The organism is Microbacterium sp. NPDC028030 (assembly GCF_040637855.1).
Taxonomy (GTDB): domain Bacteria; phylum Actinomycetota; class Actinomycetes; order Actinomycetales; family Microbacteriaceae; genus Microbacterium.
Map to the genome: position 1 here is coordinate 528,767 of NZ_JBEZXF010000002.1, position 21,103 is coordinate 549,869.

General features: G+C 66.9%; 22 protein-coding genes. 6 read left to right on the top strand and 16 right to left on the bottom strand.

All coding sequences use genetic code 11. The features are described 5' to 3' along the window. Position 1: 1 nt before the first annotated feature. From AB0E56_RS11390 to AB0E56_RS11410, 5 genes are read right to left on the bottom strand one after another with little or no spacing between them, the layout of a single operon-like run. Positions 2–808 carry a CoA ester lyase gene (locus AB0E56_RS11390; protein WP_359799000.1) on the bottom strand — a complete coding sequence of 269 codons (807 nt, stop codon included), beginning with the start codon at positions 806–808 and terminating at the stop codon, positions 2–4. After that, the gene (locus tag AB0E56_RS11395; RefSeq protein ID WP_359799001.1) at positions 805–1,293 is read right to left on the bottom strand and encodes a MaoC family dehydratase; all 489 of its coding nucleotides are present in this window, start codon (positions 1,291–1,293) and stop codon (positions 805–807) included. Before AB0E56_RS11395 ends, AB0E56_RS11390 begins: the two co-directional genes overlap by 4 nt. Before the next feature lie 10 nt (positions 1,294–1,303). Next, positions 1,304–2,452, bottom strand: coding sequence for an acyl-CoA dehydrogenase family protein (locus AB0E56_RS11400; protein WP_359799002.1), 1,149 nt, complete (start codon positions 2,450–2,452; stop codon positions 1,304–1,306). Between the two features lie 2 nt (positions 2,453–2,454). Then, the gene (locus AB0E56_RS11405; protein ID WP_359799004.1) at positions 2,455–4,374 is read right to left on the bottom strand and encodes a biotin carboxylase N-terminal domain-containing protein; all 1,920 of its coding nucleotides are present in this window, start codon (positions 4,372–4,374) and stop codon (positions 2,455–2,457) included. A 5-nt stretch (positions 4,375–4,379) separates the two neighbouring features. Beyond that, positions 4,380–5,933 carry a carboxyl transferase domain-containing protein gene (locus tag AB0E56_RS11410; protein ID WP_359799006.1) on the bottom strand — a complete coding sequence of 518 codons (1,554 nt, stop codon included), beginning with the start codon at positions 5,931–5,933 and terminating at the stop codon, positions 4,380–4,382. A 111-nt stretch (positions 5,934–6,044) separates the two neighbouring features. Between AB0E56_RS11410 and AB0E56_RS11415 the strand changes: the two genes are divergently transcribed. Next, positions 6,045–6,650 (top strand): TetR/AcrR family transcriptional regulator, encoded by a 606-nt coding sequence (locus AB0E56_RS11415; protein WP_359799008.1) that lies wholly within the window; start codon positions 6,045–6,047, stop codon positions 6,648–6,650. Here AB0E56_RS11415 and AB0E56_RS11420 read toward each other — a convergent pair. Genes AB0E56_RS11420 through pdhA form a run of 3 tightly spaced genes read right to left on the bottom strand, consistent with a single transcriptional unit; the run spans position 6,643 to position 10,153 of the window. Further along, positions 6,643–8,028 (bottom strand): dihydrolipoamide acetyltransferase family protein, encoded by a 1,386-nt coding sequence (locus AB0E56_RS11420; RefSeq protein WP_359799009.1) that lies wholly within the window; start codon positions 8,026–8,028, stop codon positions 6,643–6,645. The genes AB0E56_RS11415 and AB0E56_RS11420 overlap by 8 nt on opposite strands. Beyond that, positions 8,025–9,035 (bottom strand): alpha-ketoacid dehydrogenase subunit beta, encoded by a 1,011-nt coding sequence (locus AB0E56_RS11425; protein WP_359799011.1) that lies wholly within the window; start codon positions 9,033–9,035, stop codon positions 8,025–8,027. The genes AB0E56_RS11420 and AB0E56_RS11425 overlap by 4 nt, the downstream gene beginning before the upstream one ends. 2 nt (positions 9,036–9,037) lie before the next feature. Then, positions 9,038–10,153, bottom strand: coding sequence for a pyruvate dehydrogenase (acetyl-transferring) E1 component subunit alpha (pdhA, locus tag AB0E56_RS11430; RefSeq protein WP_359799013.1), 1,116 nt, complete (start codon positions 10,151–10,153; stop codon positions 9,038–9,040). 168 nt (positions 10,154–10,321) lie between these two features. Between pdhA and AB0E56_RS11435 the strand changes: the two genes are divergently transcribed. Further along, entirely contained in the window at positions 10,322–10,795 is a 474-nt protein-coding gene (locus tag AB0E56_RS11435; protein ID WP_028501915.1) for an Lrp/AsnC family transcriptional regulator, read from the top strand. Here the strand turns inward: AB0E56_RS11435 and AB0E56_RS11440 are convergent. Then, on the bottom strand, positions 10,767–11,666 hold the full coding sequence (locus tag AB0E56_RS11440) for an alpha/beta hydrolase (RefSeq protein WP_359799016.1): 900 nt from the start codon (positions 11,664–11,666) through the stop codon (positions 10,767–10,769). The genes AB0E56_RS11435 and AB0E56_RS11440 overlap by 29 nt on opposite strands. Positions 11,667–11,832: 166 nt before the next feature. Here AB0E56_RS11440 and AB0E56_RS11445 point away from each other — a divergent pair, with 166 nt between their 5' ends. Both AB0E56_RS11445 and AB0E56_RS11450 read left to right on the top strand, forming a co-directional pair. Continuing rightward, positions 11,833–12,747 (top strand): AraC family transcriptional regulator, encoded by a 915-nt coding sequence (locus AB0E56_RS11445; protein ID WP_359799018.1) that lies wholly within the window; start codon positions 11,833–11,835, stop codon positions 12,745–12,747. 175 nt (positions 12,748–12,922) lie between these two features. Next, positions 12,923–13,240 (top strand): hypothetical protein, encoded by a 318-nt coding sequence (locus tag AB0E56_RS11450; protein WP_359799020.1) that lies wholly within the window; start codon positions 12,923–12,925, stop codon positions 13,238–13,240. Between the two features lie 39 nt (positions 13,241–13,279). Here AB0E56_RS11450 and AB0E56_RS11455 read toward each other — a convergent pair whose 3' ends face one another. The 3 genes from AB0E56_RS11455 to AB0E56_RS11465 form a co-directional block, all read right to left on the bottom strand. Next, positions 13,280–13,540: a DUF6458 family protein gene (locus AB0E56_RS11455; RefSeq protein ID WP_359799022.1), complete on the bottom strand. Its 261-nt coding sequence runs from the start codon at positions 13,538–13,540 to the stop codon at positions 13,280–13,282. 111 nt (positions 13,541–13,651) lie between these two features. Then, entirely contained in the window at positions 13,652–14,392 is a 741-nt protein-coding gene (locus AB0E56_RS11460; RefSeq protein WP_359799023.1) for a hypothetical protein, read from the bottom strand. Then, positions 14,287–14,871, bottom strand: a complete 585-nt coding sequence (locus AB0E56_RS11465) for a globin domain-containing protein (RefSeq protein ID WP_359799025.1) — start codon at positions 14,869–14,871, stop codon at positions 14,287–14,289. Before AB0E56_RS11465 ends, AB0E56_RS11460 begins: the two co-directional genes overlap by 106 nt. A gap of 133 nt (positions 14,872–15,004) precedes the next feature. Here AB0E56_RS11465 and AB0E56_RS11470 point away from each other — a divergent pair, with 133 nt between their 5' ends. Together AB0E56_RS11470 and AB0E56_RS11475 are read left to right on the top strand one after the other, a co-directional pair. Then, a complete protein-coding gene (locus AB0E56_RS11470) occupies positions 15,005–15,649 on the top strand; it encodes a helix-turn-helix domain-containing protein (RefSeq protein WP_359799027.1) in 645 nt (214 codons plus the stop codon). A 142-nt stretch (positions 15,650–15,791) separates the two neighbouring features. Beyond that, positions 15,792–16,466: a GntR family transcriptional regulator gene (locus AB0E56_RS11475; protein WP_359800056.1), complete on the top strand. Its 675-nt coding sequence runs from the start codon at positions 15,792–15,794 to the stop codon at positions 16,464–16,466. 96 nt (positions 16,467–16,562) lie between these two features. On the opposite strand, the gene AB0E56_RS11480 is transcribed toward AB0E56_RS11475, so the two are convergent. The 4 genes from AB0E56_RS11480 to AB0E56_RS11495 are packed head-to-tail and all read right to left on the bottom strand — an operon-like array spanning position 16,563 to position 20,698. Beyond that, positions 16,563–17,648 carry a 12-oxophytodienoate reductase gene (locus AB0E56_RS11480; protein WP_359799029.1) on the bottom strand — a complete coding sequence of 362 codons (1,086 nt, stop codon included), beginning with the start codon at positions 17,646–17,648 and terminating at the stop codon, positions 16,563–16,565. Then, complete coding sequence (locus AB0E56_RS11485; RefSeq protein WP_359799031.1) at positions 17,645–19,027, bottom strand: MFS transporter; 1,383 nt, start codon at positions 19,025–19,027, stop codon at positions 17,645–17,647. Before AB0E56_RS11485 ends, AB0E56_RS11480 begins: the two co-directional genes overlap by 4 nt. Beyond that, positions 19,020–19,724, bottom strand: coding sequence for an ATP-binding protein (locus tag AB0E56_RS11490; RefSeq protein ID WP_359799033.1), 705 nt, complete (start codon positions 19,722–19,724; stop codon positions 19,020–19,022). The genes AB0E56_RS11485 and AB0E56_RS11490 overlap by 8 nt, the downstream gene beginning before the upstream one ends. Then, positions 19,721–20,698, bottom strand: coding sequence for an AvrD family protein (locus AB0E56_RS11495; protein ID WP_359799035.1), 978 nt, complete (start codon positions 20,696–20,698; stop codon positions 19,721–19,723). Before AB0E56_RS11495 ends, AB0E56_RS11490 begins: the two co-directional genes overlap by 4 nt. Between the last annotated feature and the right edge of the window lie 405 nt (positions 20,699–21,103).

The window sequence follows — 21,103 nt, forward strand, 5'->3', positions numbered from 1 at the left end:
GTCAGGTTCCGCGCGCGACCACGGATCGTGCGTGGCGGAGGACGGGTTCGTCGATCATGCGCCCCTGGAACCGGAACACGCCGCGCTCGTCAGCGGCCGCTTCGAGCACGGCAGTCGCCCAGGCGACCGTCTCTGCGTCGGGGCGGTACGCGGCTCGGATGACCCCGACCTGATCAGGATGGATGCACGCCGTGGCGTGGAATCCGGAGGCGGCGGCATCCGCCGCCTCCCGCCGAAGTCCGTCGAGGTCGGCGATATCGATGTGCACCGCGTCGATCGCCGCCTTCCCGTGCGCGCCGGCCTCGAGTAGAACGCGCGACCTGGCGTAACGCGCGATGTCGCGGTAGCCGCCGTCGGCGTTTCGAGACGAGGTTCCGCCGAGGGACGCGACGAGGTCTTCGGCGCCCCACATCATCGCTGAGACCAGCGGATGGGCGGCGATGCTGTCCGCCTCGTGGACGCCTCGGGCGGTCTCGCACAGCGCGATCAGCGTGTGGCGTTCGTCGAAGACCGAGAGAGAGTGCGCGCTCTCGGTCTTCGCGACCATCACCGTGCGGAACCGGGTGCGGGCGAGCGCATCGAGATCGGCGGCGAACGCCTCGCTGGAAGGAGCGTTCACGCGCACGACGACACGCTCGGGGTCGAGATCCGCACGGACGATGTTCTCGCGGGCGGCGGCTTTCGCGTCGGGGAGGACGGCATCTTCGAGATCGAGGATGATCGCATCCGCCCGCTCGAGCGCCTTGTCGAAACGCTCCGGCCGGTCCGCCGGACAGAACAGGAGTGCGGGTCCGAGACTGAAGGTCATGCGGGCGATCCTTCCGGAAGACAGTGCACGAGAACCGACCGCACAGCGGTGGCGACGACCATGTCGTCCTGATTGCGGCCCGTGTGCCCGATCGTCACGATCCCCTGCCCCGGCCGCGACGATGACAGACGCTTGTCCGCCACGACGCTCTCGGTGTACAGCGTGTCCCCCGCGAACAACGGGTGCGGGAAGGCGATCTCGCCGAAGCCGAGCTGCGCCACCAGAGTCCCCTGGGTCAACTGCGCGACCGATGCCCCCACCATGGTCGACAGCGTCCACATCGAGTTCATCAACCGCGCGTGGAACGGTGCCTGCGCGTCTGCGAAAGCCGCATCGAGGTGCAGCGCCTGTGTGTTCATCGTGAGGGTCGTGAACAGCACATTGTCCGCCTCGGTGGCCGTCCGGCCGGGCCGATGCAGGTACCGGGCGTCGACGACGAACTCCTCGTAGTACAACCCCCGTTGAAGGATGTCGTGCGTGGTCATGGGGCCCACGCTACCCGGCGAGTCCGAGCCCGCGCGCGATGACGAGGAGCTGCACCTCGGTCGTGCCCTCGCCGATCTCGAGGATCTTCGAATCACGGAAGTGCCTCGCCACGGGGAACTCGTTCATGAAGCCGTTGCCCCCGAAGATCTGGGTCGCGTCGCGCGCGTTGTCCATGGCCGCTTCACCACCGACGAGCTTCGCGATGGCTGCGGCCTCCGCGAAAGGCCTGCCCGCATCGCGCAACCGCGCGGCGTGATGCCAGGCGAGTCGTGCGGTGTGCACGCGTGCCCGCATGCGCGCGAGCGTGAACTGGGCGTTCTGCCTCGTACTGAGCGCCGCCCCGAAGATCGTTCGGCTCTTCGCGTACTCCACGGCCGCCTCCAGGCAGCCTTCCGCAGCGCCGGTCGACAGCGCCGCGATCGCGATGCGACCTTCGTCGAGGATGCTGAGGAAGTTGGGGAACCCGGTCCCTCGCTCGCCCAGGAGATTCGATGCGGGCACCCGCGCGCCGTCGAAGGTGAGCGGGTGGGTGTCCGACGCGTTCCATCCGACTTTGTCGTAGGGAGCCTCGACCGTGAAGCCGGGAGTGCCGTTCGGCACGATGATGGTCGATATCTCCTTGCGACCGTTGTCGTTCCCGGTCACGGCGGTGACCGTGACGAAGCGGGTGATGGGCGTTCCCGAGTTCGTGATGAACTGCTTCGAGCCGTCGATCACCCACTCGTCGCCGTCGAGGCGCGCCGTCGTCCTGGTCGCGCCCGCGTCACTACCCGCCTCGGGCTCGGTCAGTCCGAACCCCGCCAGTGCCCGCCCCGCGAGCAGGTCGGGAAGGAATTCCTGCCGCTGGTCTTCGGTGCCGAAGCGGTAGATCGGCATCGCGCCGAGGCTCACCCCTGCTTCGAGCGTGATCGCGATGGACTGGTCGACCCGGCCGAGCGCCTCGATCGCGATGCCGAGCGCCATGTAGTCCCCGCCCTGACCCCCGTACTCCTCCGGGAAAGGCAGACCGAACAGCCCGAGGTCGCCCATCTGCGCCACGACGTCCATCGACAGCGTGTGCGTGCGATCGGCCTCGTACGCCTGCGGCGCCACGACGGTGTCGGCGAACTCGCGCACCATCGCCGCGAGGTCACGCTGCTCCTCTGACAGGTCTTCCATCGTCACTTCTCCTCCGTGGTCACTCGGGCGACCGGCTGGTCGCGCCGCACCTGATCGCCCACCGCGACCAGCAGTCTCACGACCCCGTCGTGCGGGGCGAGCACCGGGTGCTCCATCTTCATCGCCTCGATCGAGACGAGCGGCTCCCCCGCAGACACGGAATCCCCGTCCGACACATGCACTGCGACCACGCTGCCCGGCATCGGCGCCCGCCCCTCCGGCTCCGTCGTCGCCGATCCCGCGTCGCGCGCAGAGAGTCGGAGCCGCATCCGCTGCTTCCTGTCGAGGGGACGCAGCCGTACCGTACGACCATCCTCAGCGACCCACACCGCCCCGTCGCCGTCACGAGCGGAGTGCACAAGAGAGAGCGGCCGCGTAGCGGAGGGGTCGTCGAGCTCGACGAGTTCGTCGGCATCGGTGAGCGCCGTGAAGGGCGCGCGGGCCGCGGCGTCGGCTCCCAGACGCCAGCCGGGAAGATCCCGCCACAGCGCACCGGCGTGTGTCGGCTCCCCGGTCGTCGCTGCAGCGTCCCGAGCCGCGGCGAGCTGCGCGGGCGACGGCCGCTGAACTGCGAGGGGAAGCAGCGACTCGATCAGCCCCGTATCCAGGTCGCCGCGGATGACGCGGGAGTCCTGGCAGAGGGTTCGCAGGAAAGCGATGTTCGTCTCGACGCCCAGTACGACCGTTCGCGCGAGCGCCTCATCGAGCCGTGCGAGCGCCGTCTCACGGTCGTCCGCGAAGGCGATGATCTTCGCGATCATCGGATCGTAGAACCCGGTCACCTCGCTGCCGCTCTCGATCGCCGCATCGACGCGGACTCCGGGCGGCGGATCGAACAGGAGCACCGTTCCCGTGGACGGAAGGAATCCGCGCTCCGGCGATTCGGCGTATACCCGCGCCTCCACCGCATGGCCGCGAAGACGCGGTGTGACATCCAGGGGAAGCCCGTCCGCGACGCGGAGCTGCAGCGCGACCAGGTCCAACCCTGTGACCTCTTCGGTGACGGGATGCTCCACCTGAAGACGCGTGTTCATCTCGATGAAGAACACCTCGTCGGGAGCATCCGCGTCGATCAGGAACTCGACGGTGCCCGCACCGACGTAGTGGACGCTCTCCGCGGCGAGCACAGCCGACGACAGCAGCCGTTCCCGCGTCTGCGCGGGGATTCCGGCCGACGGTGCCTCTTCGATGACCTTCTGGTGACGCCGCTGCAGCGTGCACTCGCGCTCCCCCAGGGCGATCACCGTGCCCTCCACATCTCCGAAGACCTGGACTTCGATGTGTCGCGGGCGTCTGATCAGGCGTTCGAGGATGAGCGCGTCGTCTCCGAAGGCTGCAGCAGCGATGCGACGGGCCGACGCGAGAGCCCCGGCGAGACCGGCGGCGTCCGCGACGACCTCCATGCCTTTGCCGCCTCCTCCGGCGCTCGGTTTGACGAGGAGCGGGTAGCCGACGCCGTCCGCCTCCTCCGCGATCTCGATGTCGGACAGCCCGTTGGCGTCGAACCCCGGGACGACCGGGACACCGTATCGGAGCACGTGATCCCTCGCGCGGGCCTTGTCGCCCATCACCTCGAGGGCCTCGACGGACGGCCCGATGAACACGATGCCACTCTCGGCACACGCCTGCGCGAGTCCGACGCTCTCCGAGAGGAAACCGTACCCGGGGTGGATGGCGTCCGCCCCTGTGGCGCGGGCAGCGGCGATCACCGCATCGATGTCGAGGTAGGACTCGGCCGCCGGCGCAGGACCGATCCGCACCGCAGTGTCCGCTTCGCGGACATGGGGCGCGTGTGCGTCGGCGTCGCTGTACACCGCGATGCTGCGGATACCGAGCGACCGCAAGGTCCGGATGACCCGGCGCGCGATCTCACCACGATTGGCGACGAGGACGGTGCGGAAGGAGATGGTGCTCGAAGACATGGCGATCACATCCGAAAGAGGCCGAACCGTGGTTCGGGAAGAGGGCTGCGCGAGACGACGTCGAGGGCGAGTCCCAGAAGATCCCTGGTCTGTGCGGGATCGATGATCCCGTCGTCCCAGAGCCGGGCGGTCGCGTAATAGGGCTCACCCTGGGTCTCGTACTGGTCGCGGATCGGCGCTTCGAACTCGGCACGAGCCTCGGCGCCCCAGGACTCGCCTCTGGACGAGAGCTGATCCTCCTTGACGGTTGCGAGCACGGAAGCGGCCTGCGCGCCTCCCATCACCGAGATGCGACTCGCCGGCCAGGTCCAGAGGAAGCGCGGCGAGTATGCGCGCCCGCACATGGAATAGTTGCCTGCGCCGAACGACCCGCCGATGATGACGGTCAGCTTCGGCACCCTGGTGCTCGCGACGGCGGTGACCATCTTCGCTCCGTCCTTGGCGATTCCCCCGGCCTCCGCGTCCGAGCCGACCATGAATCCCGTGATGTTCTGCAGGAACAGCAGGGGGATGCCCCGCTGATCGCACAGCTCGATGAAGTGCGCGCCCTTGAGGGCTGATTCGCTGAACAGGACTCCGTTGTTCGCGACGATGCCGATCGGATGCCCATGCAGACGTGCGAATCCGGTGACCAGGGTCGTGCCGTACTCGGGCTTGAACTCGAGGAACGAGTCTGCATCGACAAGGCGCGAGATGACCTCGTGCACGTCGTACGCGGCGTTCACGTCGACCGGCACCACGTCGTACAGGGACGAGAGGTCGGACGGCGCGCGGCTGCTCAGCATCTCCCAGGCAGGAGACGCGGGAGGAGGCAGGGTGGCGACGATGTCGCGGAGGATCTCGAGCGCGTGCTCATCGTCCTCGGCCAGGTGGTCGACGACCCCACTGCGCCGCGCGTGGAGTTCTCCCCCGCCGAGCTCTTCCGCGGTCACGATCTCACCGATCGCCGCTTTCACGAGCGGCGGTCCGCCGAGGAAGATGGTCCCCTGACCGCGGACGATGACAGTCTCGTCGCTCATCGCGGGAACGTAGGCCCCACCCGCGGTGCACGACCCGAGCACGGCTGCGAGCTGCGGGATGCCCTCGGCCGACATCCGCGCCTGGTTGAAGAAGATGCGTCCGAAATGCTCCCGGTCCGGAAACACCTCGTCCTGCTTGGGGAGGAACGCGCCGCCGGAGTCGACGAGGTACAGACACGGCAGCCGGTTCTCCAGAGCGATCTCCTGCGCGCGCAGGTGCTTCTTCACCGTGAGCGGATAGTAGGTGCCGCCCTTCACCGTCGCGTCGTTGCACACGACCATGACGTGACGCCCGTGGACCAGTCCGATGCCGGCGATGACTCCCGCGCCCGGAGCCTCTCCCCCGTACAGTCCGTCTGCGGCGAGGGGCGCCACCTCGATGAACGGGCTCCCCTCGTCGAGGACTCGGGCGACCCTGTCTCGTGGGAGCAGCTTCCCGCGCGCGACATGGCGTTCGCGAGAAGCCTCCGGTCCCCCGCGTGCTGCCGTCGCGAGTCGCTCTCGCAGCTCCTCCGCGAGAGTCTCCTGGGTTGCGGCCATCGTGACGTCCTCCTCGACTCACGTTCGCGCGGGCGAAGCCCTGGCGCGGTGCAGGCATTCTCGGTTAGTGTTCACTAACCCGTTGATTCAGGTTAGCGAGGATTAACTGAGATGACAAGCCCGGTCACCGCCCGAGACCGCGCCAAAGCCGAACGGTCCGATGCGATCCTGCACGCCGCCGCGCGGCTCTTCGCCGCGCGCGGCTACAGCGGAGTCAGCCTGGAAGACATCGGCGCCGCTGTCGGGGTCTCAGGACCCGCCGTCTACCGACACTTCGCGGGAAAACAGGCTCTGCTCGGCGCCGTGCTCGTCAAGGTGAGTGAAGACCTGGTCAGCGGAGGGCGTCGCGTCGCGGCGGCCGCCGACGACCCCGGAGAGCGGATGCGCGCGCTGATCGAGTTCCACGTCGAGTTCGCCCTGGGGAACGCCGAGGTCATCCAGGTGCAGGATCGCGATGTCGCGTTCCTCTCCGAAACGGATCGCGCGGAGGTTCGCCGGCTGCAGCGGACCTACATCGACCTCTGGATGGACACGCTGGCGCCCCTGCATCCGATGCCGGAAGGCCCGGATCAGGACGAGTTGCGCCTGCGCGTCCAGGCCTGCTTCGGGCTGATCAACTCGACGCCGCACAGCACCCGCACCGCAGTCAGACGACGCGCCGCCACCGCGGCCGTGTTGACCGCGATGGCAGATGCGGCGTTGCGGGCGACTATCTGAGGAGCATCGCGCGACCGGGTTCCTCAAGGACATCGGCGACGTCCTTGAGGAACCGTGCGCCTTCTGCCCCGTCGACCAGCCGGTGATCGAACGAGAGGCTCAGGGTCATCAGCTGCCGCAGGGCGATCTCGCCGCGGTGCTCCCACGGCTGCCGACGCACGGCCCCGACGGCGAGGATGCCGGACTGTCCGGGCGGGAGGATGGGAGTACCGGCGTCGACGCCGAACACACCGATGTTGGAGATCGAGAACGTGCCGCCCGCGAGCTCCGCTGGCGAGGTCTTGCCGGAACGCGCGACCTCCGCCAGCGACCTCACGGCGTCCGCCAGACCGACGAGGCTCAACCCGTCCGCGTCTCGGATCATCGGCACGATGAGTCCGCGATCGGTCGCCGCGGCGATGCCGAGGTCCACGTAGTTGTGCTGGACGATCTCACCGGCCGCCTCATCCCACCGCGAATTGAGACCCGGCGTCCGGGCGAGAGCGAGACACACGGCCTTCGCCACCACCGCGAGCGGACCGATCCGGTGCTCCGCGAGTGCGCGATCCTCGCGCAGGTTCGCCAGCAGGTCCATCGTCGCCGTCACATCGACAGTGTGGAAGACGGTCACGTGAGGAGCGGTGAAGGCACTCTGCACCATCGCCGCCGCCGTGTGCTTGCGGACACCACGGATCGGGATGCGTGTCTCCCGTTCTCCGTCGCCGAGGGCGGCCGGACTCGAGGGCACCGGGCTCGACCCGGACCGGTTCGCGGCCGTGGTCGATTCGATCGTCGGGCGCCCCACGTCGCCTCGGCCTCCGACGCGTTCCGCATACGCGTCCACATCGCCGCGCGTGATGAGCCGGTCGCCCACTTCCGCAGCGACGAGCACCAGGTCGATGCCGAGACGCTTCGCGTGCGCGCGCACCGGCGGAGTGGACCGGGGTCGCTCCATCACCGCGTCGACGGCAGCAGACGACACGGCGTCGTGTGGCGCCGCCTCGAGAACCGCGGTGTCCGCCCCCGCCTGGGGTCCTCGGGTTCGACGCACGCGCCGCGCAGGCTTCCCCGCGGTCGAGGGTGCGGCACCGTATCCCACGAGGTTCGGCTGCGCCTGCTCGCCGGTGCCGGACGTGGGCGCCGCCGTGTCCTGCTCCTCGCCGATCACATCGAAGGCGATCAATGGGGCGCCGACGGCGACGGTCTGGCCGGCTTCGGCGTGCAACGTCGACACCGTCCCCTCATAGGGCGAGGGCAACTCCACGATGGCCTTGGCGGTCTCGACCTCTGCGAGGGTCTGATTGAGGGCGACCGTGTCGCCGGGTGACACGAGCCAGGTCACGACCTCGGCCTCGGTCAGCCCTTCCCCGAGATCGGGAAGCCGGAACTCCGCGATCATGCTTCTGCTCCCGTCAGACTGTTCGGCCGGTCCAGCACCCGATCTACCGCGTCGAGCAGCCGATCGAGGTCCGGAAGGTGATACTTCTCGAGCTTGGCCGGCGGATAGGGGATGTCGTGACCCGTGACCCGCAGCGGAGCGGACTCGAGATACTCGAAGCAGCGCTCGGTGATGCTCGCGATCACCTCCGCAGCGACGCCGGCTTCACGGGACGCCTCGTGGGCGACCACGACCCGCCCGGTCTTGCGCACCGACGCGGCCACCGAGTCGTAGTCGACGGGCGAGAGCGAACGGAGATCGATCACCTCGAGGGAGATCCCCTCGTCTTCCGCGGCTTCCGCGGCCTGCAGGGCGGTGGCGACCATCGCGCCGTAGGTGATCACAGTGGCGTCCGTCCCGCTGCGGACCACACGCGCCAGCCCCATCGGTGGCGCATCCGCGAGCGGGGCATCCAGGTCGACATCGCCTTTGTGGTGGTAGAGCCGCTTCGGCTCGAAGAAGATCACCGGATCGTCCGAAGCGATCGCCTGCCGCAGACTGCGATACGCGTCCTCGGGGTTCGAGACCGCGATCACGCGCAGACCTGCGGTGTGCACGAAGTAGGCCTCGGGCGACTCCGAGTGGTGCTCGGCAGCCCCGATCCCGCCCGCCCACGGGATCCGGATGGTGATCGGCATCTTCACCCGGCCCTGGGTGCGGTAGTGCAGCTTCGCGACCTGAGCGACGATCTGATCGAAAGCCGGATACACGAACCCGTCGAACTGGATCTCGACCACGGGCCGGTATCCGCGGAACGCGAGGCCCACCGCGGTGCCGACGATCCCGGACTCGGCGAGGGGCGTGTCGATCACGCGCGCTGCACCAAACTCGTCGAGGAGCCCGTCTGTGATGCGGAAGACGCCGCCGAGCTTGCCGATGTCCTCGCCGAGCAGGACGACCCTGTCATCGTCGCGCATCGCCTGGCGAAGCCCCGCACCGAGTGCCTTCCCGAGAGTCATCTCGGTCATGATCAGGCCTCGCTCTCGAAGCTCGCGAGGTACGCGGCGTACTCGCCGCGCTGGCGCTCGAGACCCGTGTGGGACTCTGCGTAGACGCCGTCGAACACGGCGAGCGGCGGGCGCGTGACCATCCCGAGGCATGCAGCGCGCATCTCCTTCGCCACGGCGTCCGCCGCGGACTGCGTCTCGGCGAGATGTTCTTCCGTGAGGTCGCCGGTTGCGCGCAGGTGCGCTTCCAGGCGCGCGATCGGGTCGCGTCGACGCCAGGATTCGAGTTCGGCCTCGTCGCGGTAGCGCGTCGGGTCATCCGCCGTCGTGTGGGGTCCCATGCGATAGGTGACGGCCTCGATGTACGCGGGCCCCTTCCCCGATCGCGCGTGCTCCAGCGCCCAGCGCATCGCTGCCATGCAGGCGAGGACGTCGTTGCCGTCGACCCGGACGCTGGGGATGCCGAACCCGGGCGCTCGTCCGGCGATCGGGTACTGCGACTGCACCGTCACCGGCTCGGAGATCGCCCAGTGGTTGTTCTGGCAGACGAAGACCACGGGAGCCTGGTAGGAGGCGGCGAAGATCATCGCCTCGTTGACGTCACCCTGACTCGTCGCTCCGTCGCCGAAGTAGGTCACCGCCACTTCGTCGGCACCATCGTGCTGGATGCCGAGCGCGTAACCCACCGCATGGAGCGTCTGCGCCCCGATGATGATCTGCAGCGGCGCGACACCCAGCACCGCCGGGTCATAGGCTGCGCCCTCCTCACCGCGCCACATGCGGACGTAGTCGCCCGGCTCGGCACCTCGTGCATAGATGACCCCGGTCTCGCGGTAACTGGGGAAGATGTAGTCTCGCTGCGCGATCGCGCGAGCGGTGCCGATCTGCGTGGCCTCCTGTCCCTGACAGGGTGCCCAGAGCCCGAGCTGACCCTGGCGCTGGAGCGCGACGCCCTCGGCGTCGATCCGGCGGAGGATGACCATGTCGCGCAGCAGCGAGCGCAACTGCGCGACATCGACGTCGCTCACGAAAGGATCGAGCCGGGGGTTGGAGATGCGACTTCCATCCGGAGCGAGCATGCGCTCGGACAGCTCCAGGTCCTGGGCGGTGTCTGCGATGGGGGTGATCTGCGGTGACATCGTCGTCCTCCTCCTCGGCGGCCCTCGTGAGGCGCCGCGCGGTGGCACCGGCGTCATCGCCGGCATGGTCTGAGAGTACGTCCGCTCAGCACCTCGCTCAAGCATTCTCAGACGCCTTGAGCATGTTGCTCAGTTTCGGCCGATCACGTGCTGCTAAGGTTTGGCACTATGCCAGGACTGGACCGCATCGATCTCGAGCTTCTCGCCGCGCTGGCGGATGATCCGAGGACCACCATCGTCGCGCTCGCCGAGAACCTGGGGCTGTCGCGGAACACGATCCAGGCGCGGATGGCCCGACTCGAGCAGAGCGGGATCTTCCTCTCCTACGAGCGGTCGTTCTCCCCCGACGTTCTCGGCTTCCCCCTTCAGGCATTCGTGAGCATCGGTGTCCGCCAGACCGAGTTGCCGCGCATCATCAACGAACTCGCCCGCATCCCCGAGGTCGTGCAGGCGCACGGGCTCAGCGGCTCGATCGATCTGCTCGCTCGAGTGGCCTGTCGTGATGCGCGTCACCTCTTCGACACGGACGCCCGCATCCTCTCGATCGAGGGAGTCGAGCGTACGGAGACCTCGCTCGCGATGGGCGAGGTCATCCCGTTCCGGGTCGCCGGCCTCATCGGCCTCGCGCGACGGGAATCCTGAGGAACTGGCGGATCGCGCCCGCCGCTTCGGCAGGCGTCTCGTAGTGGATGAGGTGCCCGACGTGGGCGATCTCGACCAGACGGGCGTCCGGAAAGAGCTTCGCGAGCTCCCGTTCCGCCTCGATGGGTGTGATGTCATCGCGCTCAGCGGCTACGAGCAGCGTCGGTACATCGATGTCCGGCGCGAACTTCCGCACGTCGTTGGACACGCTCGCGACGAAGGCATCGCGAAGCACGTCCCGATCGGAGAACCGGGAGAAGTACGTGTCGTGCTGGTCGTGGATGAAACGACGAAGCTCGGGGTCCTTCGTCTTGGCCATCGTCACGCTCATCACTCTCACGATGATGCGGTTGCGGAGCAGCGCCGTTCCGAGCTTCTCCGGGAGGCGGGCACCGAGCGCGTAATAGAGCACGGCGAGACGCGTCATGAGCCCCTTGGGACCTTCGAGCGCAGGAGCTCCGATCGGGTTCAGCAGGACGAGTCGAGGCGTCTGCAGACCGCGCGCGACGGCCGCGGCGGTGACGATCGACCCGAAGGAGTGCCCGAGGATGACAGCGCCGGGCGCCACGGCCGTCGCGAAGTCGGTGAGCCAGTCGGCGTACTCGTCGAGGTCGTGCCGCCGTCCAGGCAGCGGACCCGACTCTCCGAAACCGGGAAGGTCAGGGGCGATCACACGGACTTCGGGAAGGTAGGCCAGGACGGGTTCGAGCCCGTGGTGCTCACCGCGGAAGCCGTGCGACGCGATCACCGTCGTCTCTGCATCCTCTGGTCCGTACACCCAGTACGCCGTCGACGCGCCCCGCAGCTCGATCTCTCGGCGCTGCACGGGGAGTCGACGAAGACGGTCCTCGTAGGGGGAAGGCACGGTCATGCTGCCAGTCTACGAGCCGCCATGCGCCGTGTCGGAATGTCGGAGGGCGACCGTAGCCTGGGTTCCAGCCGCCATTCGCGGAGTACTACCGCGCGCAACCGCGATTCAGACGTGGTGAGGTAGCCTCACGAAGAGATGCTGTCGGTGCGAGAACAAGGAGCAGCGTATGCAGTTCACGTCCGCCGACGTCAATCAGGTGGAGGCCACGTGGCAGCAGTTCGTCCCTTCGGCCTCACTCCAGAACGCAGACCCTCACCGCTTCCGATTCGACTGGAGGTCCGAGGAACTCGGCAACGTGGCACTGGTGAACTATCGCCTCGCCGCTCAGGTGCAATGCCTCGCCGAACCGCACGACCAGCTGCTCGTGTGCCGCGTCGACGCGTCGGACGCACACGTCTGGTCCTCGCGCCAGAACTTGGATCCGCGTGTCCCGTGGATCTCCGACGGGACGCAGGTCGAGGCCACATGGGAGCGCACCGCTGACGTGCGCGCGTTCGTCATCGATCGTCGCGCGGCCGAGATCAGGGCCCGTCAGCTGACGGGCGATGACGACATGGAATTGCGGGTGAACGGGCTGGCGCCGCACTCGGCGGACGACGCGCGCCGCTGGGAGGCCGCGTTCTCCTACCTCATCGACGCCGCGGGAACGGCGGGGGCGAACCCGCTCGTGGTCGCCGAATTCGAGCGACACGCCGTGATGATGACCCTCGCGGGGTTTCCCACCACGTTCACCGATTCGCTCCAGCGTCCTCCGCAGCGCTCGGGGGCGCCCGCGTCCGTCCGGCGTGCCCTCTCCTATATCGATGAGAACGCGCATCGCCCCATCACGATCGACGATGTCGCCGCGGCATCGTTCATCTCGACGCGCGGCCTGCAGTACGCGTTCCGTCGCGCCCTCGACATGACGCCCGCCGATGCCCTGCGTCGTGCGCGGCTGGACGGAGCGCACCGAGACCTCCGCGCCGGCAACGGCCGCAGCGTCGCCGAGGTGGCACGGCGATGGGGCTTCAGCAACTCGTCACGCTTCGCTTCCGCGTACCGAGAGGCCTTCGGCGCGCCACCGACGCTGCACGCAACGTGACAGCGCGCGAAGACCTCTGTTCGCCCCCGACGGCGGGTCGTTGCCCGACGGCGGGTTCCTGTGACTTCTTTGGCTAGAGTTCGAGTATCCCGGACCGCCTTCTCGGTCCTTCGAGCATTCCATCGAGGAGCACCATGGTCCACGCCGTCTTCACCGCCGAATCGCGCACTGACTGATGGGGAGCCTCTACTACGGCGACGCTCAGACGCCCATCCAGATCGAGGACCGCGCACTCGCACACCTCAAGGTCGTGATCGCGACCAAGCTTCGTCGCAATGAGAGCTTCACCCTGTCGTGGCGGCATCCCGACGGCGAAGCGCCCGGACGCTCGACGTTGTGGCTGCACCCCTCGATTCCGCTGCGATTCGTGTTCCAGGAGCCGGAGTCTCCCGAGTTGAGCAGAAGGTGGATCGAAGAGCTCGCCCACTCGGCCAGTTCCACCGGAGGCATCACCCTGGTCGAGGAGCACCTCGAAGCGGGCGCCGCAGACTGATGGCCTGCAGGCGGCGCGCGTGCAGGCCATCAACTGAGTTCACACGGACTCGTCACCACTGGAGCTGACCGAGCGACGGGTGGTCGGATCCCCGGTCGCGGGGTCGACATACGTCCGTGAGACCGTCTCAGTTCGACGACGTCGCGCCAAGAGCACGATCCCGATGAGGAAGATCACGACTCCCGCCCCCATCAGGATGTAACCGACCATGTCGAGGTTCACCCAGGGCACGTCCACGTTGACCGCGAAGACGAGGATCGCTCCGATCACGAAGAGTGCGATTCCGCTGCCGATGCTCATGATTCCTCCCGTTCCGCGACACGGTGCCGCCTCATCGGAGGATGACGCGTCTCCCATCGGCCCGCGAGGGGCTTGACAGGCGCCGGTCAGAGGAAAACGCGACCTTGAAGGTCAGGCTGCTTGCGAACCCGACCCGTGCGACCACAGGTCGGGGCCGAACACCTCGTAGGAGATCAGCTCCGCGGGAACGCCTCGCGCCATCAGGGTGGCCCGCGCGTCCCGCATGAAGGCGAGGGGTCCGCACATGAACACCATGGCGCCGTCCGGCAGATCCACCTCGGAGAGATCCATCCGGCCGGGCAACGCAGGATGAAGGGTGGGAGCGTCTTCCGCATCCTTCGTGTACCAGTTCTGCGCCCTCGCGTCATCCATCGCGAGCACCTGCCGGCGAAGCGACGCGTACAGCGCATGCGTGTCGTGGGCACGGTCAGCGTGGAACAGTCGCACCGTACGGCCCGGCGATCGACGCGACAGATCCTCGAGGATCGCGGCGATCGGCGTGATGCCTATGCCTGCCGACACCAGGACGAGAGGGCGGTCCGAGTCGTCGAGGATGACATCCCCCGATGGTTGCGACACGTCCAGTACGGTGCCGGGCTGCGCGTGCTCGTGCAGCCATGTCGACACCTGACCGTCCGGTGTCCCGTCCGCACCCCGGACGCGCTTGACCGTCACGCGCAGCGCATCGCCCCGCGGGCCCGAGGAGATCGTGTACTGACGGGGTTGCCGTGAACCATCGGGAAGGTCTACCGCGATCGCCACGTACTGTCCGGTCCGATGAGGAGCGACGGGTCCGGACACGGGCGCGAGGACGAGGGAGACGATGTCTTCTGCCTCCTCGATCCGCTCCACCACACGGTGCGCTCGCCACGGGTGTTCTGGATCGGTTCCCCCAACGCGTACAACCGAGACTCTTCCGCGATCAGCGCGCAGCCGAAGAGCCAGTACACCTCTTCCCACGCTGAACGAACCTCGGGGGTGACTGCGTCGCCGAGAACGGCCCCGACAGCGGCAAGCAGATGACGTTCCACGACGGTGTACTGGCGCGCGCGGACGCCCAGAGACACGTGCTTGTGGGCGATCCGACGCATGATCGGTGAGAAGTCAGGCGCATCCGGATCGATGAGATGAACGGCGAAGGCGACGATCGATGCCGCAAGCGCTTTCGGCTGTTCACCGATGGCCTGATTCGCACGATTGAACACTCGGAGCAGTTCCGGGTGCGCGGCGAACATCTGCCGATAGAAGAGGGTGGTGATCTCGTCCGCATGCGCGGCGACCGCGCCCGAAGTGGCACGAACGACGGCTTCGGATTCCTGTGAGAGCTTCATGCTGTTCCTTCCCGACGAGTGTCTACGTATCTCTCACCTTCGCCGAAGTCGCCCGCCAATATGTTGCGTTCTATCGCGTTATTCCCGGCAGAACGGCGTGCACGCTCGGAACCGGCCCCTCTACGCTCGCCCCATGCCACGCCAAGCACACGACTTCCGTGGGTTGACGCAACCCCGTCGGCTCCGGCTGCTTGACGCGATCCAACGCAACCCCGGACGCGCAGCCGGAATGTTGTCGGCGGAGACGGGCATTCCTCTCAACACCGTGCGCGACCACCTCCGTGTTCTGGAGGACGAGGGCCTGATCCGGAGGGAGACCCAGCACACCGGCGGTCGCGGCCGCCCTGCCATCGTCTTTCATCCCGTCGGCGCCGGGGCATCGAACCACGTCGCGCAAGCACGGGTCGAAGGCGCCAGCAAGAGGGGACGGTTGCTGCGCGCGATCACACGCGAGGCGCCGGCCATCCTCGACGACGCGGCCCTGAGGCAGGTGGACGTCCTCTTCGAACACCTCGACGACGCGGGACTGAGCCCCGTCGTGGACGAACGCGAGCTGAGGTTCGACCTGACGCCCTGCCGCTACCATCGCCTCATCGAGGAAGACCAGGAACTCGTGTGCGGCGTGCACGAGCGCCTGGTGCATGACGTGCTCCTTCACAGCGGAGGGCCGCTCGTCGTCAAGAGCCTGGAACCATTCGTCACGGCCCACGCGTGTCGTCTGCATCTCACGTTCGTGACACCCTCCGACGGGACGGAGACGGGGAACGCTCAGTCATGACGCGACGCACATGCGGCATCCCCGACTCCCTCGGCAAGCGCTCCGGCCCGGATCGCTTGACTGGCGACAGAATCACCCCACGAACGCGCGACGTTGCGCTACGGTTCTGGGCTAGGACGTACCCAGGAACGGGGTGGTGGCGATGTTGCTTTCCGGCGGACCACTGGAGCGACGGTCCATCAGCGATGAGGTCTACGCTCGATTGCAGGACGCGATCGTCAGCGGTGAACTCGCTCCTGGCCAGCTCCTGAGGGACTATGAACTCGCCGAGCGCTTGGGAACGTCGAAGACTCCTATTCGCCACGCGCTGGACCGGCTTGCCGACATCGGATTGGTGCAGATGCAGCGCAACCGGTACACACGGGTTGCTCCGATCGAGGTGGACCGCGTCCGCAATGCTGTCGACCTCTTCGGCGACATCTGGATCGGCTCAATACGTCATGTGATGCCTCTCGTCGAAGATGACGACGTCGCCTACCTGATCGACCTGTCGGACGACCTCGCCGCCTCCGCCCGGGCCGAGAACGTCGGCGCGTTCGGGACCGCACTGCGCACCATCGCGACGGGGTTCGCTCGGATCGAAGGAAACGGTGCACGAGTGACAGTCATCGATCTGCTCAGCCCCCAGATCCGTCGTTTCGGTCAGCACGCGCGAAGCGCCATCGAATGGGCGTCCGTCGAGAGCTTCGCCTCCGAACTGCGCCGCACCCTCATCGACAGGGACGCGGTCGCCATCCGCGCCTGCCTCGTCATACTGTTCGATGATCTGCTCCCGGCCGCGATCGCGAGGGCCTCCCTCCCTCCATCCGCAGAATGAGTCGCGGCGTTCGTCCGTCGGGATCCTCGACGAGCAGACCCGCCGTGATCGTTGCTGCCCGAGCGTACTCTCAGAGCTTCACTCGTCGGGCGGTGATCAATAGAGTTCCACGAGCGCTCGCGCATCGAAGTCGCCGATGTCGCGGTACCGCTCAGACAAGATCTTGGCGGCCCATTCCGGATCGCCGAGCAGCGGTCGCCCCACCGCGAGGAGGTCGAACTCGCCGCTCTGCAGACCTGCGATCGCATCCGACGGGGACGCGCCCTGAGTGCCGCGACCCAGGAATACCGAGTGGAAATCCGGTCCGTCCGTGCCGATGGATCCGACGGCGATGGCTGGTCTCCCCGTGAGCTGTCTCGTCCAGCCTGCCGCAGTACGGCGCGAGCCTGGAAAGAGCGGCTCCCACCAACGTCGCGTCGAGGCATGCATCAGATCGACTCCTGCGTCGGAGATCGGTCTCAGGAAGCGCTCGAGGTCGCGGGGCGTCTCGGCTATGCGAGCAGCGTGGTCATGCATCTTCCATTGCGACCAGCGGAAGCTCACGATGAAATCGGGTCCGGTCGTCGCGCGGATCGCGCGGACGATGTCTACGGCGAATCTCGACGGTTCGCCGTATGCGTCCCGGCGAAGGTTCGTCCTGCCCCACATGAACTGATCGATGAGAAAGCCATGTGCGCCGTGAACCTCGACGCCATCGAAGCCGAGGTTCTCTGCGATCGTCGCGGATCGAGCGAAGGCCTGGATGACTTCGTCGATATCGGAGCGATTCATCGTCTCCCCGAGAGGTCGGCCCTCGTGATCCACGCCACTCGGACTGAGCACACGGGCGGTGGGTTCGAGCGACATGCCGGGGTCGCGGTCGACACCTGCGTGCACGAGCTGGAGGAGTATCGGCGCGCCCGCTCCGTGGACGTCGTCGACGGTGCGCTGCCAGGCCGCTTGCGCGGCGTGCCCCGCGATCGTGGGAAGCAGCACGTGATTCGAAGCGCTCGGATGATCGATGAACGTGGCGCCGGTTACCAGAAGCCCGACGCCGTTCTCAGCCCTTCTCCGGTAGAACGCTCGGAGATCGTCATCAGGAACGCCGTTCTCGCAATGCCCGACCCCCATCGGCGCGAGGACCACACGGTTGGCGAGTACGGTGTTTCGGACGGTGAACGGTGTGCTCAGGTCGATGGTCATTTCTCACGACTCCGCACAGTGTTCTGGAGAAGGAACCCCGCGAGGGCTGCGCTGGCGTATCCGATGACGCTCAAACCGAACATCACCGGTACCGCGGCCGCAGGACTCGCCATCGTGGACAGCAGAGCCGCAGCGACAGCAACGCCCACGAGTGAGCCCATCTGGCGGTTCACGTTCAAGACAGCGCCGGCCAGGCCGGTGTCGCGTGAGTCCACGCTGTTCAACATCGCCGCGGTCATGGCCGGCGACGCGATGCCGAGCCCGAGATGAGCAACAGCCAAGCAGACCGCGAGCCACGGGTACGACACACCGCCGAGCGAGACCAGTGCAAGGATCGCCACAGCGACAGCCGCCGCACCGGTGCCCATGATGATCGCCTGACGAGCGCTGAGCACCTTGCCCAGGCGAGAGAAGGCGAGGTTGCCGACGACGAACACCGCCATCATGGGTAGGAGTTGGAGGCCGGCGATGAGCGGACCGGATCCCATCGCCTGCTGGAGGACGATGGAGACCAGGAAGACCCCGCCGAACAGACCGACGTTCATGAACACGCCCACCACGTTCGCGAGGCTGAACTGAGTGTTGCGCAATACCCTGAGCGGGTAGACCTCGGCCCCACTGACGCGCTGCCACCACACGAAAACGACGAGACCGACAACGGCAGCGGCGATGCCGGCCAGCGGCAACGGGGCCGTCCAGCCCTGCTCGGGGCCTTCCATGAGCGCTACTGCGGCACCGGACACAGCGAGTGCGAACAAGCCGTGTCCGAGCAGAGGAACACGGGCGATGCGTCCCGGAACCGCAGGAAGCACCCGCAAGGACATCCAGACCGCGACAAGGCCGATCGGAAGGTTCACCCAGAAGATCCATCGCCATCCGAGTCCGGCAACGACGAAACCGCCGATCATCGGACCCAGCGCGGCTGCGGCAGCTCCCATCGCCGCCCACAGCCCGATCATGCGCTGACGCACCCCTGCCTCCGGGTAGCAGGCTGCGAGCAGCACCAGCCCGGCGGGTTGGAACAACGCTGCTCCGAACCCCTGCATCACGCGTGCGCTGATGAGGAGTGACGGGTCTGTCGCGATGCCGGCGAGCAGGCTTGCGAGGGCGAACAACACGATCCCACACACGTATATGCGACGGGCCCCTAAACGACCGGCGAGGTCTCCCGCGAGGAGGAGGAGCCCTGCGACGGCGAGAACGAATCCGTTGACGATCCACGCGACCTGCGCGGTAGACGCACCCAGATCCGCGCCGACCTGAGTGGTGGCGACGTTGACGACCGTCGCGTCGAGATTGCCGACGAAGAAGCTGAGCCCGATCGCGAACACTGGGGCGAGGCGCACGGTCGTCTGCCCGGATACTTCGACGCTACTCACCGGCGATCGCCTCCATCCGAGTTGTCTCATCTCGGGTGTCCAAGGCCGACATGTCTTCGCGTGCTCGTTCCACCGCTTCATCGATGCTCATGACCTGCGGCAGCGCCAGCGTGGAGACGATCGCAGACAATCGCGACGTCAGATCTCCGCCGACGACGTGGACCGGCAGGGCGAGCTCCCGCAGCGTGTCGAGGAGAAGATCGCTCGAACGTTGTCTGAACTCCTCGGAGACGGGGCGGTGGCCATCAGCGACGAGAGGGAACTCGATGGGCAGATGGACGAAGACGTCATATGACCGCGTGGCGTGGCGCTTCACGACCGCGCCGATCGCGGCCATCGAGATATCCAGCGCCTGTGCTTCCCCGCTCTCGCGCGACGGCAGGCTCGTCGGATCCTCCGGGTTGATCCCGACCTCAGCGCGGATCATCCCGTACGACCATTCGTGCAGGGAAGATCCGTCGGAGATGAACCCTTCCGGTAGGCGGCCTTCGTGGCTGTACCGCTCCGAGAACCGCAGTATTCCGAGCTGGACCAGTTCCGCCACCCCGCAGTCTTCGAGTCGGCGGCCGGGGGCGACGTCAGGAAGAAGCTCTCGCATGGTTCTCGCGTGCGTCCGTGGGACGCCCGTGAGATGAGACAGCGCGTGAGAAGTGGTGGTCTTGCCCGTGGAGTATGTACCTGAGATTGCGATCTTCATGGGTTCCCGGTGCCTTTCGATGCGGGGAGAGCGTGAGCGAGGTTGTACCGCGACGAGATCGGACCGAAGCGACCGACGAAGTCTGTGACTCGCCAAGGCCGCTCTCCCAAGGGCAGCAAACGAGTTCGGGCGACGCGTACGGTCGAGTCGAAGTCGCTCTCCGGGTGGCACTGTGGACCCTGAGAGACCATCTCGACCTGACGCATCCAGAGGTTCTCAGACATTGATCTGTCCATGTCATCCAGGGAATAGAGCAGCAGCTGACTGATCTGCGCCTGTCCGAGCACGCAGTTCACGAACGTCGGTATCGATGCGTATGACGAGCCGATATCGACGAACTCCTGATGACTCGTCTTCGACACCGGCACCCGGATGGTGAACTCGTCGATGAGCAAGCCGTCACCGATCACGATCTGGTCTGATTTGAAGCCTTCTCCGAAGTAGCGATCGGCCCTGCCCCCGAGCACCTCCTCGACATCGTGATGCGTGCGGGTGAGACTGCATGCCTGGGCTTGCAGCGCGACGAGTTCCAACTCGACGCGGAGTGCGCCGACGGTGAACCGCATGGTGAACAGCGCGCTGCTCGACAGGAGCGGGTTCTCATGTTGACGCACATCCGCGAGCTCGCCCCTGATCTGGATGTCCTCGAGATCGTTGACGGCGCTGGTGCCGGCGCGGATGACGACCCGGCGCAGCCATACCCACGGACGTGCTGCAGGCGGCAAGTGCAACACGTCCAGCAACATCACCTCCGCGAGCTGCACCGCAGCCAACAGCGCGTCGACCGTGGAGAGGTGCGGCAACCGGCTCGCCTGTCCGCTCTTCGCCGACCAACCCTCCGGATACGTCACGCTCAACGCGGCTCTCACGGTCGCCCCGCCACCTGCAGCACCCTGGACCGCGATGCGATGCAGGCGCTGCTGCACCCCTCGGAATCCGCCTCCGAGATACCGCTGCTCTGCATCGCCCAGCACCTCAGAAACCGAAACGCGACGCACACCGACCATCTCGATCAGCCTCCTAGGGCATCAGCTCATGTCTTCGATCAAAGACTAACGCGTGACACGTTACCTGGCTGGGTACTACCAGCTATCCGCAGTTCGACGTTTGGGCTGAGGACGTGGAGCCAGTGGGAAACGCACGAGAGAAAACGCGGAAGGCCCCACAGACAACGCGGGGAACACGGTTCCCCGAGGGATGGTACGGGTGACGGGCCGTCCAGCGTCCACGATGTGGTGCGATCGGGGCAAGACATCGCCTTCGCGGCCGATCGGATCTAGGCGTGACCTTCGTGCCGGCTTTCTTCTTGAAATTCCACGGCGACCCTTCTTCGTGTGTTCCCGCGTGCATCTGCTGTTGTCCGGCGACCCGGTCGAGTA

Excerpts from the sequence above, each read along its gene's own strand:
- AB0E56_RS11390 (WP_359799000.1), bottom strand. The coding sequence starts at position 808 with ATGACCTTCAGTCTCGGACCCGCACTCCTGTTCTGTCCGGCGGACCGG.
- AB0E56_RS11395 (WP_359799001.1), bottom strand. The coding sequence starts at position 1,293 with ATGACCACGCACGACATCCTTCAACGGGGGTTGTACTACGAGGAGTTC.
- AB0E56_RS11400 (WP_359799002.1), bottom strand. The coding sequence starts at position 2,452 with ATGGAAGACCTGTCAGAGGAGCAGCGTGACCTCGCGGCGATGGTGCGC.
- AB0E56_RS11405 (WP_359799004.1), bottom strand. The coding sequence starts at position 4,374 with ATGTCTTCGAGCACCATCTCCTTCCGCACCGTCCTCGTCGCCAATCGT.
- AB0E56_RS11410 (WP_359799006.1), bottom strand. The coding sequence starts at position 5,933 with ATGGCCGCAACCCAGGAGACTCTCGCGGAGGAGCTGCGAGAGCGACTC.
- AB0E56_RS11415 (WP_359799008.1), top strand. The coding sequence starts at position 6,045 with ATGACAAGCCCGGTCACCGCCCGAGACCGCGCCAAAGCCGAACGGTCC.
- AB0E56_RS11420 (WP_359799009.1), bottom strand. The coding sequence starts at position 8,028 with ATGATCGCGGAGTTCCGGCTTCCCGATCTCGGGGAAGGGCTGACCGAG.
- AB0E56_RS11425 (WP_359799011.1), bottom strand. The coding sequence starts at position 9,035 with ATGACCGAGATGACTCTCGGGAAGGCACTCGGTGCGGGGCTTCGCCAG.
- pdhA (WP_359799013.1), bottom strand. The coding sequence starts at position 10,153 with ATGTCACCGCAGATCACCCCCATCGCAGACACCGCCCAGGACCTGGAG.
- AB0E56_RS11435 (WP_028501915.1), top strand. The coding sequence starts at position 10,322 with ATGCCAGGACTGGACCGCATCGATCTCGAGCTTCTCGCCGCGCTGGCG.
- AB0E56_RS11440 (WP_359799016.1), bottom strand. The coding sequence starts at position 11,666 with ATGACCGTGCCTTCCCCCTACGAGGACCGTCTTCGTCGACTCCCCGTG.
- AB0E56_RS11445 (WP_359799018.1), top strand. The coding sequence starts at position 11,833 with ATGCAGTTCACGTCCGCCGACGTCAATCAGGTGGAGGCCACGTGGCAG.
- AB0E56_RS11450 (WP_359799020.1), top strand. The coding sequence starts at position 12,923 with ATGGGGAGCCTCTACTACGGCGACGCTCAGACGCCCATCCAGATCGAG.
- AB0E56_RS11455 (WP_359799022.1), bottom strand. The coding sequence starts at position 13,540 with ATGAGCATCGGCAGCGGAATCGCACTCTTCGTGATCGGAGCGATCCTC.
- AB0E56_RS11465 (WP_359799025.1), bottom strand. The coding sequence starts at position 14,871 with ATGAAGCTCTCACAGGAATCCGAAGCCGTCGTTCGTGCCACTTCGGGC.
- AB0E56_RS11470 (WP_359799027.1), top strand. The coding sequence starts at position 15,005 with ATGCCACGCCAAGCACACGACTTCCGTGGGTTGACGCAACCCCGTCGG.
- AB0E56_RS11475 (WP_359800056.1), top strand. The coding sequence starts at position 15,792 with ATGTTGCTTTCCGGCGGACCACTGGAGCGACGGTCCATCAGCGATGAG.
- AB0E56_RS11480 (WP_359799029.1), bottom strand. The coding sequence starts at position 17,648 with ATGACCATCGACCTGAGCACACCGTTCACCGTCCGAAACACCGTACTC.
- AB0E56_RS11490 (WP_359799033.1), bottom strand. The coding sequence starts at position 19,724 with ATGAAGATCGCAATCTCAGGTACATACTCCACGGGCAAGACCACCACT.